The sequence below is a fragment of the Brotaphodocola sp. genome (assembly GCF_983179755.1).
Genome location: NZ_CFAHBC010000017.1, coordinates 1 through 15,491, shown reverse-complemented (window position 1 = coordinate 15,491; position 15,491 = coordinate 1). Strand labels below are relative to the sequence as shown.

Annotated in this window: 10 protein-coding genes; 8 read left to right on the top strand and 2 right to left on the bottom strand. The window is 48.6% G+C overall.

Annotated features, from left to right (window positions below):
* Positions 1-231: 231 nt before the first annotated feature.
* From AC4EVX_RS07765 to AC4EVX_RS07755, 3 genes are all read left to right on the top strand, one after another.
* Positions 232-684, top strand: a complete 453-nt coding sequence (locus tag AC4EVX_RS07765; protein WP_177978619.1) for an NUDIX hydrolase — start codon at positions 232-234, stop codon at positions 682-684.
* 93 nt (positions 685-777) lie between these two features.
* Positions 778-2,730 carry an ABC-ATPase domain-containing protein gene (locus tag AC4EVX_RS07760; protein WP_490159930.1) on the top strand — a complete coding sequence of 651 codons (1,953 nt, stop codon included), beginning with the start codon at positions 778-780 and terminating at the stop codon, positions 2,728-2,730.
* A 154-nt stretch (positions 2,731-2,884) separates the two neighbouring features.
* Entirely contained in the window at positions 2,885-4,387 is a 1,503-nt protein-coding gene (locus AC4EVX_RS07755; protein WP_490159929.1) for a carboxypeptidase M32, read from the top strand.
* Between the two features lie 130 nt (positions 4,388-4,517).
* On the opposite strand, the gene AC4EVX_RS07750 is transcribed toward AC4EVX_RS07755, so the two are convergent.
* Positions 4,518-5,888: an MATE family efflux transporter gene (locus AC4EVX_RS07750; protein WP_490159928.1), complete on the bottom strand. Its 1,371-nt coding sequence runs from the start codon at positions 5,886-5,888 to the stop codon at positions 4,518-4,520.
* Positions 5,889-6,595: 707 nt separating this feature from the next.
* Here AC4EVX_RS07750 and AC4EVX_RS07745 point away from each other — a divergent pair.
* From AC4EVX_RS07745 to AC4EVX_RS07725, 5 genes are all read left to right on the top strand, one after another.
* Positions 6,596-7,963 carry an MATE family efflux transporter gene (locus tag AC4EVX_RS07745; protein ID WP_490159927.1) on the top strand — a complete coding sequence of 456 codons (1,368 nt, stop codon included), beginning with the start codon at positions 6,596-6,598 and terminating at the stop codon, positions 7,961-7,963.
* A gap of 56 nt (positions 7,964-8,019) precedes the next feature.
* On the top strand, positions 8,020-8,616 hold the full coding sequence (locus tag AC4EVX_RS07740; protein WP_177976585.1) for a cytidylate kinase family protein: 597 nt from the start codon (positions 8,020-8,022) through the stop codon (positions 8,614-8,616).
* Between the two features lie 180 nt (positions 8,617-8,796).
* On the top strand, positions 8,797-10,707 hold the full coding sequence (locus AC4EVX_RS07735) for an ABC transporter ATP-binding protein (protein ID WP_490159926.1): 1,911 nt from the start codon (positions 8,797-8,799) through the stop codon (positions 10,705-10,707).
* The gene (locus AC4EVX_RS07730; RefSeq protein ID WP_490159925.1) at positions 10,704-12,545 is read left to right on the top strand and encodes an ABC transporter ATP-binding protein; all 1,842 of its coding nucleotides are present in this window, start codon (positions 10,704-10,706) and stop codon (positions 12,543-12,545) included. Before AC4EVX_RS07735 ends, AC4EVX_RS07730 begins: the two co-directional genes overlap by 4 nt.
* Positions 12,546-12,660: 115 nt before the next feature.
* Entirely contained in the window at positions 12,661-14,610 is a 1,950-nt protein-coding gene (locus AC4EVX_RS07725; RefSeq protein WP_490159924.1) for a S8 family peptidase, read from the top strand.
* Positions 14,611-14,648: 38 nt separating this feature from the next.
* On the opposite strand, the gene AC4EVX_RS07720 is transcribed toward AC4EVX_RS07725, so the two are convergent.
* Positions 14,649-15,203: a methylated-DNA--[protein]-cysteine S-methyltransferase gene (locus AC4EVX_RS07720; protein ID WP_177977257.1), complete on the bottom strand. Its 555-nt coding sequence runs from the start codon at positions 15,201-15,203 to the stop codon at positions 14,649-14,651.
* Between the last annotated feature and the right edge of the window lie 288 nt (positions 15,204-15,491).

Sequence of the window (15,491 nt, the reverse complement as noted above, 5' to 3'; positions counted from 1 at the left end):
GGCAAAATCCTGTTACAGTTTGTGCTTTGCATGAACTGTAACAGTGGTTCTCGAGGTAAAGTTTGTAGGGCGCATGAACAGTAACAAGCAGAACTTCAACTTGCAACTTCTGCAAATACGAGTTATACTAAAACCAATCGCAATCATTTTATATTTTTTGAGTGATTGCAGGCGGTCTAATTGGACACACCAAAGCGACGCAGAATGCGTGGCTGGGCAGGAGGAATTGCAATGATAGAAGCAACGAGCTGTGGAGGTGTGGTGATATTTCGCGGTAAGATTCTGGTTCTCTACAAGAATTACAAGAATAAGTATGAGGGCTGGGTTCTGCCTAAGGGCACTGTGGAAGCAGGAGAAGAGTATAAGGAGACGGCACTTCGGGAAGTAAAGGAAGAAACGGGTGTCAGCGCTTCCATTATCAAGTATATCGGAAAGAGTTCTTACTCGTTCAACACCCCGCAGGATATGGTGGAGAAGGATGTGCACTGGTATCTGATGATGGCGGACAGTTATTACAGCAAGCCACAACGCGAAGAGCATTTTGTGGATTCAGGGTATTACAAGTTTTATGAGGCGTACCATCTGCTCAAGTTTTCCAATGAGAAGCAGATTTTGGAGAAGGCCTACAACGAATATCTGGATCTGAAAAAAGCCAACCTCTGGGGAAGTAAAAAATACTTCTGATACGACTGTGCAGGAACAGGAACGGCACTCCGGATATCCGGTGTGCCGTTTCTTTGTTTCATAGGAATAGAAATAGGAAAGGTGTTTAAGACTATGCAGGAATCATCAAGAAAATTGCCGGATCGATCATCAAATCGGGTATCAGATAAGGAGGCGAATCGCTCATGGAATAAGAGTGCGGGAAAATCATCAAATGAACTGCGCACGATGTTGCGGGCGATGGATCACAAGAGCTATCCGGCGTATAAGTCTCTCGCGGGGGCGTATTCGTTTGGAACGTATGAGCTTGTCATCGACCATGTGCAGGGCGATCCGTTTGCCTCCCCGTCAAGTGTTCATGTGGAGATTGCACTTGAGAAAGCGGGATTTCCGGCGGAATATCTTGCAAAACCGTTTATGAGGATCGCACTCGAGGATTTTCTGGTTCGCCAGTTTGCGAGTCAGATCGAGTCTTACAATTTTAAGACGAGGGGATCGGGAAAGAGCGGACTGATCTCGATCAGCCGTTGCGGACAGGAGGTGCTTGAGCGAAGTGCCTGTGAGATTGAGGAGAGAAAGCTGACGGCTCGTTTTCATGTCGGTTTTCCGGCATTTGGGCGGACGATCGATGCAGGTGGTCTTGAGAAAATTCTGTTTGATTTTCTGCCAAAGTGCGTGGAGCGCAGTTTTTTCTATCGAAATCTGAATAAAAAACAGGTGGAGGAGACAGTCTTTCTAGCAGAGGATCAGCATCAGATGCGAGAGATTTTGAGAAGGGAACATTTGACGGCGTTTGTCGCAGATGGTTCGATTCTCCCGAGAAAGAGTGGAATCTCCGATCTTCCGATGAAAGAGAGTGTGCCGTTTGAGTCGCCAAAGACGATGCGCCGGACCTTTACTCTGCCTCACTGCGGGGAGATTTCCGGAATGGCAGTGCCGGAGGGAATCACGCTGATTGTCGGAGGCGGTTATCACGGAAAATCAACACTGCTGTCGGCACTTCAGATGGGTGTTTACAATCATATTGCAGGTGATGGGCGTGAGTTTGTGATTACGGATGACACGGCGGTCAAACTGCGTGCGGAAGAGGGGAGATTCATCCGAAATCTCGATATTTCGATGTTTATCAACGATCTTCCGAATGGCAAAGACACAAAGACGTTTTCGACTCAGGATGCGAGCGGAAGTACTTCACAGGCGGGTGCTGTGATCGAGGGGCTTGAGGCAGGAAGTCGCCTTTTCCTGATTGATGAGGATACCTCAGCGACGAACTTTATGGTGCGCGATGAGTTTATGCAGGAGGTGATCAGCAGGGAGAAAGAGCCGATCACGCCATTTCTTGAGCGTGCCCGTGATCTCTATGAGAAGGCGGGAGTCTCAACGATTCTTGTCGCGGGAAGTTCCGGTGCATTTTTCTATATCGCGGATCAGGTGATTCAGATGGATGCGTACCGCCCTGTGGATATCACGGAGCGAGTGAAGGAACTCTGCAAGGCGCATAGAGCGCCAAGAACGCAGGCACCGGGATTCGTGATTCCGGCATTTGATCAGGCATTCAAGGCAGGGAAAACGTCAGGTGCGACAAAGCCAGCTTCAACGGGGCGTGTGTATGCCGAAAAGTATGGAAGAGGCAGAGGCGGACGGAATGCAGATCGTGCAGAGAACAGGGAAGAATACGGGGAGCAGAGTGCAGACCAGAGCGCGGAGGATAGCAGATTTGGGGCAAGAGGAGCAAAAGATCGGGGAGGCGAACAGAGATCTGGGCGCGGAAGCAAGATTCGTTCCTCAGGCACGGATTCGTTCTCTATCGATCGCGAGAGTGTGGAGATGCGTTTTGTTGAACAGCTCGCTGATCCGGAGCAGAATACGGCACTCGCAAGCCTGTTAAGATATGCGCTTGAGCAGGTGATTGACGGACGGCGCAGTCTGCGACAGGTTGTGGAGATCCTCTCAGAGACGCTTGAGAAAAAAGGATGGAGTGCATTTTCAGGCTCCTATGTGCCGTGTGGACTGGCGAAACCGAGAAAACAGGAGATCTTTTCGGCGATGAGTCGTTTCCGTGGATAGTCGTCAGCAGAGTAAAATCTGGGATTTTTGGGTTTGCAGAACAAAGGTTTTATGATGATGAAAAAGATCGAGAGAGCAATTTATGGAGAGCGGAGAAAACTCGCTGGAAGTATAGAATAAAAAAGAGAAAACAGAACGGTGGTGTAAAATCATTATGAGAAAAGAACTGGAAAAGAGATTGGAGCGCGCGATGGCTTACCAGACGGCGCTGACACTTTTTGAGTGGGATAATGAGACATTGGCTCCGGAGGAAGCGGGACCGTACACGGCTCGCGTGCAGGGAATTTTGTCGGAAGCCTATCAGGAGGTTATGACCGATCCTCAGATGAGGGAACTTCTTGAGGAGGCAGAGCAGGAAAATGTTCCGGGTGAGGAGAATACGGAGGTCGATCGCGCCGTAATTCGCGAGGCAAAGGAAGAGCTTGATCGACTTGCGTGCATTCCGCCGAGAGAGTACCGTGCTTATCAGGAACTCGTCGCAGATTCCGCGCGGATCTGGGCGAAGGCGCGAAAGGAGAATGACTTTGAGAGCTTCGCGCCGACACTCGAGAAGATTGTGTTCTGGCAGAAGAAATTTGCCGGATATCAGGCGAAAGAGGGACAGAAGCTCTATGATGTGATGCTTGACACCTACGAGAAGGGATTTGATATGGCGCATCTCGATCCGTTCTTTGAACTTCTGAGGGAGGAGATTGTTCCGCTTTTGCATCAGGTGATGAGTGCGGATTCCGTCTCGATCGATGATTCGTTTTTGAGCGGGGAGTATGACGAGGACAAACAGAGAGAGCTCGGGGAGTTCCTTGCAAAATATGTGGGTTTTGATTTCAAGAAAGGCGTGCTTGCGACGAGTGCGCATCCGTTCACGACAAATCTGCACAATCACGATGTGAGAATCACAACACATTACAAGGATCGCGTCGACAGCTCGCTGTTTTCTGTGATCCACGAGTCTGGTCATGCGGTTTATGAGATGGGAATTGCGGATGAATTGACGCAGACGCTTGTCGGACAGGGCGCCTCGATGGGCATGCATGAGTCCCAGTCCCGTTTCTTTGAAAATTTGATCGGGCGCAGTGAAGCGTTCTGGGTTCCGCTCTACGGCAAACTCAAAGAGCTCTTCCCGGAGGAACTGAGAGGTGTTGGACGTGAGATGTTTGTTCGGGCGATCAACAAGGTACAGCCGGGGCTGATTCGCACGGAGGCAGATGAACTGACATACAGCCTTCATGTGCTTGTGCGTTATGAACTTGAGAAAAAGCTGATCGAGGAAGATCTCGATGTGCGGGAACTGCCGAAACTCTGGGGTGATCTCTACGAGAAGTACCTTGGCATCCGTCCGGCAAATGATGCCGAGGGTGTGCTTCAGGATATTCACTGGGCGCAGGGCTCGTTTGGATACTTCCCGTCGTATGCGCTTGGAAGTGCGTTTGGTGCACAGATGTATGCCTACATGCGCACGCAGATGGATGTCGACGGACTGCTTGAGACTGGCAAACTCGAGGTGATTCGCGAGTATTTGAGAGAGCATGTTCATCGCTTCGGCAAGATGAAAACGAGTGCCGAGATCATCCGTGATATGACGGGCGAAGACTTCGATCCGCATTATTATGTGAATTATTTGAAGGATAAGTACAAGAAATTGTACCGGCTGAATTAAGTCCAAACAAGTCTTCTCAGGAGGGGAGACAATCCCCTTCTGAGTGATACGCTCCGCGAGGGTGCAAAGCGCCAGTGGCGCTTGTTATGCACCGACCGCAGTGAAACGGAGATGCGCAGTAATTCTGTTTTTATTTGTATGTGCTGTTGTATGAGCAAGACTTTATTGTCGTCTTCAACAGACGGCGGGAGGTGGTAAAGCTGTAAGCAAAGGCGCAGACTTCTGCGATCCAGAACGCGTACCAGGCGTGCGAGAGTCCAACGGTTCTGATCAGGAAGGAGAGACAGGGAATCAGAAGGACAAACTGGCGGATTCCCGCGCTGACCATGTTGACGATTCCGTTTCCGAGTCCGGAAGCAAAGTATCCGCAGAGAATTGTGACTGAGGCAAAGACGAAGGAGACGGAAATGATTCTGAGTGCGGGAACGCCGAGTGCCAACATCTGTGCATTTGCGGAAAAGAGGGTCAGCAGTTGCCCCGGGAAGAGCCAGAAGAGTACAGTTCCACACAGGGCAATTCCGGCACCGGTTGGGAGTAAAACTCGCCACGTCTCGCGGATGCGGGAGATATTTTTTGCACCGTAGTTGTAACCGACGATCGGGATTCCCGCCTGCCCGAGACCGTTGATTGGCATCATCAGGAAATTCTGGAGCTTGTAGTAGATTCCGAAGAAAGCGACTGCAGTGGTCGAAATCTCAAGAAGGAGATGGTTGATGGTGAATGTCATCAGGCTTCCGATCGCCTGCATGACAATCGTGGGGAGTCCGACGCGGTAGATGTCGCGGACATCCTGCCAGTTGAATCGATAACCGCGGAAGCGAACGTGAATCAGCGGATTCTTGAAGCGATTGAAGAGAAGTGCAGAGATTGCACCTGCGATCTGTCCGATGACAGTTGCAATGGCTGCGCCACGGATTCCCATTGCAGGACAGCCAAATAATCCAAAGATCATGATCGGATCAAGAAGGATGTTCAGGATTGCGCCGATGATCAGAGAGAGCATCGAAAGCACGGTATCTCCGACTGCCTGGAGCAGACGCTGACCGTAAGTTTGAAGAAAAATACCCTCACAGTAGACGAGGTTGATTGAGAGGTACTGTCTGCAAAGTTCTCGAAGTTCGGGATCAGTTGTCATATTTTTGGCGATTGAATCCGAGAAGAAGACGCCGACAAGTGAGAAGAAGAGAGCGGTTGCAAGCATCAGAAAAAGACCGGTTGTCGCAGTCTGACAGGCCTCGTCAATCTTGTGTTGCCCGATCTTTTTGGAGAGCAGGGCATTCAAACCGACTGCGGTTCCGACACCGATCGCAATCATCAGAAACTGAATCGCATAGACGAGGGAGGTCGCAGTCAGCGCAGTCTCAGAGAGTCTTGCGATAAAGATGCTGTCGACGATGTTGTAGAGAGACTGGACGAGAAGCGAGAGCATCAGAGGGACTGCCATTGTGTATAGCAGGGGGCGGATTGGCATATCTGCCAGTTTGTTTTTGGTGTTGTTCATGACAAAAACTCCTTTCGTTTGCAGCAAGAAGGAAGCCGAATATGCACCCTTGCGGAGCATTTTTGGTTCATAGGACGCAAGTTCCTATGAAATAAAAAAAGCGTGAAATCGGTGAGGGTAAGCAAATCCTCCTGATTTCACGCTCTGTAAAAGCCGGCTTTTCTTGATGATTTTGTTTGAATTCCATTTTCGTAAGCCTATTATAAACGAGGAAAAGAGAAAAAAGCAAGCAAATTTTTTGTTGACTTTTTGAAAAACAGGAAATATAATGAGCGGGTAAACGAGTAGCAGAAACTGCGTAAATCCAGTTTTTGACTGCTCGTTTTTTTGTATGATAGGAAATTGCGTCCTATCATACAAAAAATGCTCCGCAAGGATGCGCACTCGGCGCAGGGGAAGATGGTTGTTGAAGCAACCGCGCCTCGGCGCGAGAATGTGCCAGGGCACATTCTTTTTTATATGATAGGAAATTGCGTCCTATCATACAAAAAATGCTCCGCAAGGATGCGCACTCGGCGCAGGGGAAGATGGTTGCCGAAGCAACCGCACCTCGGCGCGAGAATGTGCCAAGGCACATTCTTTTTTATACAAAAAGTTTGTCCTAGTGTGTAGCTTATCAGCGTAAGTCCAACTTGTCAACTTACGGGAAAAGATACACACTTTTTTGATTTTATGGGGACAAAAAGAAGAAGGAGGAGAAAAAGAAAATGGCAGAAAGCAATAAAATGAAGGAGATGCCGGTTGGTAAGCTGATGGTTCAGATGGGAATCCCGATGATCCTATCGATGGCACTTCAGGCAGTCTACAACATTGTGGACAGTGCCTTTGTCGGAAATATGAAGACGGGAAGCGAGTCGGCGCTGAATGCGTTGACGCTGGTTTTTCCGATCCAGATGCTGATGGTTGCAGTCGGAATTGGAACCGGAGTCGGAACGAATGCGCTGCTTGCGAGAACTTTGGGACAGGGAAATCGAAAGAAAGCGGGAATGATTGCGGGCAATAGCCTGTTTCTCGGGGCAGTCATTTATCTGATCTGTCTACTGTTTGGAATTTTTGGAGTAAAAGCCTATATCTCGTCTCAGACAATTGATCCGAAAGTGCTTGAAATGGCGGTGAGCTATTTGAAAATCTGCTGTGTAGTCTCATTTGGAATTATCTATTTTTCACTGTTTGAGAAATTGCTTCAGGCGACGGGACGTTCCCTCTATTCGACGATCGGTCAGGTAGTCGGCGCAGTTGTCAATATCGTTTTAGATCCGATTATGATTTATGGACTCGGACCGGTTCCGGAAATGGGAGTCCGCGGTGCTGCTTATGCGACGGTGATCGGTCAGGTGGTGTCTGCGGGACTTCTTTTGATCTTTCATCTGAGACTAAATCAAGAGTTTGAGCACGGTATGAAACTGATGAAGCCGAATGGATCGATTATTCGGGAAATTTATGCGGTCGGACTTCCGGCAATTATCGCGCAGGCGTTGATGTCGATCATGGTGTATGCTATGAATTTAATTCTCAAATTCAGTCCGTCTGCGCAGACAGCATATGGACTTTTCTACAAGGTTCAGCAGTTTGTGCTCTTTCTCGCTTTTGGACTGAGAGACGCAATCACGCCGATTCTTGCGTTTGGTTATGGAATGCGAAGCAGAAAGAGAATTCGGGACGGAATCAAATATGGAATTTTGTATACTGTGATTCTGATGGTTTTTGGTATCTTTGTGACAGAAGGATTTCCGGAATCGTTTGCGACGTTGTTCAATGCGGGACAGTCGCGTGAGTATTTTATTGGGGCAATGCGTGTGATTTCGATCAGTTTCCTCTTTGCAGGAATCAATGTTGCTTATCAGGGCATTTATCAGGCATTGAACCGCGGACTCGAATCGCTCGTGATCTCTCTGCTCAGACAGCTTGTGATCATTTTGCCACTCGCAGGTGTGTTCTCGATTTTCGCGAGAAATGGTCAGGCAGATCTTACATTGATCTGGTGGTCGTTCCCAATCACGGAAGCCCTGTCCTGTCTGGTTGGCTATGTGTTCTTGAAGAAAATCACAAAGACGACCGTAGAGGTTCTGAATTGATAATTTCACTACACTGTAAGTGAAATAAAATAAAGGTCTAAAAGGAGGAAAATGCAATGAAAAAACGAATCATCACAATCAGCAGAGAATTTGGAAGCGGGGGACGTTTCATCGGAGAGGAAGTTGCAAAGAAACTTGGGATTGCTTACTATGACAAGAATCTGATCAACCAGATTGCACAGCAGTCAGGACTGGCTCCGGAGTACATTCAGGAGAGTGCAGAACTCTCTCCGAGAAAAGGACTGTTTGCCTATGCACTTGCCGGACGGGACAGTGCCGGAAAATCGATGGAAGATCTCGTCTGCGAGGTCCAGAGAAAGATCATTCTGGAAATTGCAGAGAAAGAACCGTGTGTGATTATCGGAAGAAATGCGGATTTTGTTTTGAGAGACCGAACGGATGTGCTTAATGTGTTTATACATGGAAATCTGCCGGAGAAGACGCAGAGAATCTGCCGGATCTATGCGGTTTCTGAGCAGGAGGCGAGGAAGATGATGGCGGATACGGATAAGAGAAGGATGACAAACTATAATTTTTATACAGATCAGAAGTGGGGAAAGGCGAGCAACTACACGCTGTCATTAAATAGCTCAGAATTGGGGTATGAGAGATGTGAGAAGATCATCATGGAATGTGTGGGGATGGACGAGTAAGAAATCATGTCAGTGTGATATAGGAACAGGAACCCGAAGTCAAAGCGGAAAATCCAGGGTTTACAGAGAATCCAGTGTTTGCAGAATTGCGAAAAAAGCGGTAAACTAGAACTTAGAAATTGGGGGTAGGTAAAAAGCGGAGGGAGAGTTATTTTCTGCGGACCGGGGGAAGGATTGACTATGTGGAAATACATTCGGCGTTATCTTTATTTTGCAGTATTGGCGGGGCTTTTTATGGTTGGAGAGGTGATGATGGACCTGCTCCAACCGAGAATGATGAGCCGAATTGTGGATGAGGGAGTTTTGGGACTGAATCATGGCGGGGTCGGAGATATGAACGTGATCTGGACTCTGGGTTTAAGAATGATCCTCATTGTGCTTTTGGGGTGTTTTTGTGGCTCAATGAACAATGTTTTCGTCCATATTTCGGGGCAAAACATTGGAAATGAGATGCGAAAAGACTGTTTTGACCGGATCATGAAGTTTTCATTTCCACAGATGAACCGGTTTGGCGCAGGTTCTCTGGTGACGAGAGTGACCAACGACATCACGCAGGTGCAGAATTTCGTTTCCCAGTTTGTCCGTGGTATGCTTCGCACTTTGTTGTTGACGTTTGGAAGCATGTACTGGATGTTTCGCCTGGACGTACGGTTTGGGGAGATTGTCGTGTGCGCGTTTCCGTTTCTTGTCGGGACACTTGTGTTCTGCCTGTGGAGATCAAGACCGCTGTTCTTGAAATTGCAGGCTCAGCTCGATCAGATCAATGCGATCATGCAGGAGGATGTCTCTGCGATCCGCATTATTAAGGCCTGTGTCCGTGAGACATATGAGAAGAAGCGGTTTGGAAAGGCGAATGAGGGGCTTGTCGGGATTCAGCTTCGGACGCTCGTCATTTTTGCATTCATGAATCCGGTGATCAATGCGATGATGTATCTGGTTGTGGCATTGATTTTGCTCGTCGGCTCGTTTGAGGTCGGAGCCGGGAGAACGACACCGGGCAGTATCATGGCGGGAATCACTTACACAACCCAGCTCCTTCACGGAATTTTGATGATGGTGATGTTGTTTCAGAATATCTCAAGGGGCTTGGCTTCGTGGAAGCGGGTGAAGGAAGTACTTGAGAGCGAACCGGAGATTAAAGATGGAACGTTTGTTGGAGCTTGTGCAAAAACGGAACAAAAAATGAAACTGAAAACGAAAGCGAAGAGTGAGCCGGGAGATGAAAAGATTGGTGAATTGAAAAAGATTGGTGAATTGAGAGGCAAAGAGAAAGACAAAGAGAACGTAGGCGTAGAACGCGGAGAAGAACGCGGAGAAGAATGTGGAGAAGAAAACGGTGAACGAAGAGGTGAGATTGAATTTCGTGAGGTCTCGTTTGCCTATCCGGGAAATACGGAGATGGTGTTGTCTCATATCAGTCTCTCGATTCACAGAGGAGAGACAATTGGCATTATGGGGGCGACTGGATGTGGAAAGACAACCCTGCTGAACCTGATTTCCCGCTTCTATGACGTGACGGAGGGAAGTGTATTTGTCGACGGAGTCGATGTCAGGGAGTACCGGCAGGAGGCTTTAAGGGAGAAAATTGCGGTTGTCCTGCAAAAGAGCGAGCTGTTCTCAATGACAATCGGAGAAAATATCCGTTGGGGAGATCCAAATGCGGATGAGAAGGCGATCAGGAGATCTGCCGTGATCGCGCAGGCGGATGAATTTATCTCATCGACAGAACTGCAATATGACACGCAGGTCGCAGAGCGCGGAATGAGCCTGTCCGGAGGGCAGAAACAGCGAATCTCGATTGCGAGAGCTGTGCTCAAACCGGCAGAAATTCTGATTTTTGATGATGCGACGAGCGCGCTTGACTTAAAGACCGAGGCTTTGCTTTATCGGGCGCTGAGGGAGTCTCATTCAGACTGCACGAAGATCATTGTGGCGCAGAGAATTGCTTCTGTTTGCCATGCAGACCGGATTATTCTGATGGAGAATGGAGAGATTTCTGCCTGTGGAACGCACGAGGAACTTTTGCGAACCTGTCCTGCCTATCAGGATATCTATCGCTCTCAGATCGGGGAGGAGGGAGTATTTGCATGAACGAAGGAAACGAAAAAATTCCGAAGTTGGTTCAGGGAAACCTCCCCGGAACGAGAACGAGGGGACAGAGATTTGCGAAGATTGAGTATGCAAACGATATTCGCGGAACATTGAAACGACTGCTCTCTTATTTTGCGCGGGAGCGGGCAGTTGTCTTTGCGATGATTGGAGTTGTGGTGTTTGGAACCGTCTGTGGTATCTATGCGCCGAGTCTTCAGAGCCGGGCTGTGGATATCATTGCGAAAGAGAAACATGGAAATCTGGGTTCCAGCCTGATTGCGATGATTTTTGTTTATCTTTGTTACAGTGTCAGCGGGCTTTTTCAGAGACTTTTAAGCGCCAGACTTGGTCAAAGCGTTGTAAAGCAGATGAGGGAGGAATTGTTTGGAAAATTTGTTGATTTGCCGATCCGATATATGGACACCCACTCGCACGGAGATGTGATGAGCCGGATGACAAACGACATCGAAAATATCTCGACGACGGTCTCTCAATCTCTGCCATCGTTCTGCTCAGGGGTGCTCACAATCGTTGGAACAATGGTTGTCATGATCTGGTATTGCTGGCAACTTGCCTTGCTGAGTCTAATTACAGTTGTGTTGACTCTGATTGCGACAAAGATTCTCTCAGGTCAGGTGCGAAAGTTTTCAAGAAAGCGTCAGATGCTTCTCGGACAGCTGAATGGCACGGTCGAGGAGATGGTTTCAGGTTATGCGACGATCATCGCCTACAACCGCCAGAAAATCACGACAGAGGAATTCTGTGAGACTGCAAATGCGCTCACAAAGGCGGGAATCCGGACCGACATTTTCAGCGGGGTCATGGGACCGATTATGAATGCGATCGGTAATACAGGATTTGTGATCATTGCCGTCTTTGGAGGATATTTTTCCTTAAAAGGCATGATCTCTGTCGGTGTGATTTCGGCATTTATCGTCTATGCAAAACAGTTCAGCCGTCCAATCAATGAGATCGCTCAGATTTACGGGCAGCTGCAGACTGCGGTTGCAGGAGCGGAGCGGGTGTTTCGCGTTCTCGATGAAAAAAATGAGGACATGGATGGGGAATCCTTTGTCCGTGCGGTTCATGCGGGACAGGAACAGGCTTCGGTGGAATTTCGTGATGTCAGCTTTTCGTATGAGTCCGGAAAGCCGGTAATCAAAGATTTCTCATTGGCGGTTCCGGCAGGAAAAAAGATTGCTCTAGTCGGGGCGACTGGAAGCGGAAAGACGACGATTGTAAATCTTTTGATGCGGTTTTATGAGATTGACAGCGGAGAGATTCTGATCAATGGTCGTGATATCCGAACGATTGCGCGGGATGATCTGCGAAAACACATGGCGATTGTGTTGCAGGACACGGTTCTGTTTTCCGATACCGTCCGCAACAATTTAAGATACGGCAGAGAAGAGGCAAGTGAGGAGGAGATCGAGCGGGCTGTGGAAATGAGTTATTGTGCGGAAATGATTCACCATCTCCCACAGGGGTATGATACGGTTCTCGAAGGAGCAGGTGCGACAATCAGTCAGGGTCAGCGACAGCTTCTTGCGATCGCCCGCGCGTTTGTCGCAGACCCGGAGATTCTGATTCTCGATGAGGCGACCTCAAATGTCGATACCCGGACGGAGAAGGCGATTCAGACTGCGATGCAGAAAATCATGCAGGGGCGCACGAGCATTGTGATCGCGCACCGCCTGTCGACGATTCGCGACTCGGATCTGATTGTCGTGATGGATCACGGCGAGATTGTGGAGAGCGGAACTCATGAAGATCTGTTAAAGAAACAGGGAAAGTATTATGAGCTGTATATGACGCAGTATTCCGGATTTGCGATTTAGATCTTAAAATGTGCTTAGATCTTAAATAATCGGGCGGGGAAGAATGTTTTGATGAGCTCTGGAATATCTTAGACAGAAAAATGAAAAGCCGAATGAATGGATTGGCAAGACAGAAATGGCAGAAATTGATTTGAGTGTGGAAAAAATGGGAACTTCGACGAATCAGAAACTGGAAAATATCTTAAATCTCTCACTTGATGTCACGCCGGAGGAGAGGGCGCGCTCGCAGGAACTTGAGACGGGGTACAATCCGCAGGAGAAAACCTGGGAGCTGATTGTCAAATATTCAGGCAGTCTCGATGCACTTGAAAATCAGGTTGAACGAGAACGCGACACAGGGCAACGTGATAAAATAAAAGTTGAGGAAATGCGCAATGAATATGCGATCCTGACTCTGCCAGAGTCTCTGATTGAACGGGTGAGTGCTCTGCCACAAATTGAATACATAGAAAAACCAAAGAGGCTGTTCTTTTCGGAAACGATTGGGACAGCCTCGTGTATTTCTGCGCTTCAAGAGCCGTTTGATGAATCTGGGAATGGACGCGATTTTGATGACGGACAGGGAGAAAAAAACGAATTTAGCGGATTTGACGGACTTGGTAGACTTACTGGAAGAGGGACGATCATCGCTGTGGCAGATTCGGGGATTGACTGGTTTCATGAGGATTTTCGCAATCCGGATGGGACGACACGGATTCTTGCACTCTGGGACCAGACGCTTGGACAGGTATTTACGAGGGAGGAGATCAACCAGGCGCTTGCGGGTGGAGATCGAAATCAGGCGTATCGCATTCTTCCGTCTGTTGACAGCAGTAGTCACGGGACAGCGGTTGCAGGGATTGCAGTCGGAAATGGAAGGGCAAGGCAGGGGCGTTACCGCGGGGTTGCCTATGAGAGTGAGCTGCTTGTAATCAAACTTGGCAATCCGCAGGCAAATTTGCGGGCGGAGGGATTTCCACGGACAACTGAAGTTATGCGAGCCGTGAATTTTGCAGTTGTGCGGGCAGTGGGGGAGAATCGTCCTCTTGCGCTGAATCTGAGTTTTGGAAATACCTATGGGTCTCATGATGGGAGCAGTCTTTTGGAGACATTTTTGAATGACATTGGAAATTACGGAAGAACGACGATTGTCGTCGGGAGCGGGAATGAGGGGGCTTCCTCGGGTCACGTTTCAGGCATTGTGAGAGAACGCAGGAATCAAAATTTGGGAGCAGGTGCAAGTGGGAACGGAGCAGGATTTCGTAGAACACCGACCGAGACAAATGCGGAAGAAGCAAAGGTGGAACTTCTCGTCGGGGAATATGAAAATGGATTTTCGGTACAGCTCTGGAAAGATTACACGGATCAGTTTGAGATCCGTCTTCAGACACCGACCGGGGAGATCGTTGGCCCGTTGGCTGAGACGCTCGGTGCAGTGCGCTGCCGTTATCGTCAGACGCAGATCTTGATTTATTACGGAAAGCCGGGGCCGTACAGTCTCGCTCAGGAAATCTATTTTGACTTTGTGCCGGATGAAGGGGCATATGTCGAGAGCGGGGACTGGACGTTTTGGATCACGGCAGTTCAGACCGTCGTGGGGCGGTATGATCTGTGGCTTCCGTCAGCCGGAGTTCTCGGCGAGTCCACACGGTTCTTGCGCCCATCGCCGGACACGACGCTGACGATTCCGTCCTGCGCCCAGAATGTGATCACAGTCGGGGCATATAACAGCGCTTATCAGTCATATGCGGACTTTTCAGGGCGCGGATTTACGAGGAAAAATCAGTTTGTAAAACCGGATCTTGCTGCACCCGGAGTCGGGCTTATGGCACCGTTGCCCGGAGGCGGGTATCGGCAGGTGTCCGGGACTTCATTTGCGACACCTGTCGTGACAGGGAGCACAGCGTTGATGATGGAGTGGGGAATTGTAAATGGAAATGATCCCTATCTCTATGGTGAGAAAGTTAAGGCATATTTGAGGCGGGGCGCACGCCAGCTTCCGGGATTTTCAGAGTATCCGAATCCTTATGTGGGCTTTGGAACGCTCTGCGTCAGGGACAGTCTGCCAAGGCAGGAAAGAATCTGATTATCCGGATAAAATTATGTACGGCAGAGACTTCCCGTTCACTCCGGTTCCGGTTGTAAAGAAAAACTTGCTTTCGGAACAAAGAGATGGCTCATGTCGGTGTGTTCGAGAGTCAGCAGTTTGATCTTTTTATCGATCCCGCCGGCATATCCGGTCAGACTGCCGTTTGCTCCGACAACGCGATGACACGGGACGATGATAGAAATCGGATTGTGCCCGACTGCACCGCCGACCGCTTGAGCGGACATTTTGGAGACTTCGTTTTCTTTGGCAAGCTGTTTGGCGATCTCTCCGTAAGTCATTGTGTGCCCGTAGGGGATCGTAAGGAGAATCTTCCACACGGCTTTGCGAAAGTCGGAGGAAGTCTGCGGGTGGAGCGGGGGCAGAAAATCAGGATTTTTGCCAGAAAAGTAGATATCAAGCCAGTGTTTGGTCTGTGAGAGAATATCCGTCTCTTTGCTGATTGAGGATTTTGCCTTTATGGAATCGGCAAAATATTTCTGCCCGTCCATCCAGACACCGATGAGCCCAATGTCATCTGACGCAAGAAAAAACGGTCCAATCGGGGAATTATAGGTTGTGGTGTAGATCATAAAATGCCTCCTGTTTGTCTTCACTTATATCCACATTGTATCATAATTAAAAAAAATAGTTGACATTTTCTCTCAAACTACATACAATAAATGATGTTTCTGTTACAAAAAAATGAAATAAACAAAGACAGTTCGTTTGTACCATCCTGTCTATAAATAAAACCAGGGCTAAAGATGAAAGATTTGAAAATCATTTTGAGAAAGAAATAGGCAGACTCTGGCGGGGGTCTGCTTTTTTGTTTTTAATATGATAGGAAATCAAGTGAGGATCAGTTTGATCGAATCGAC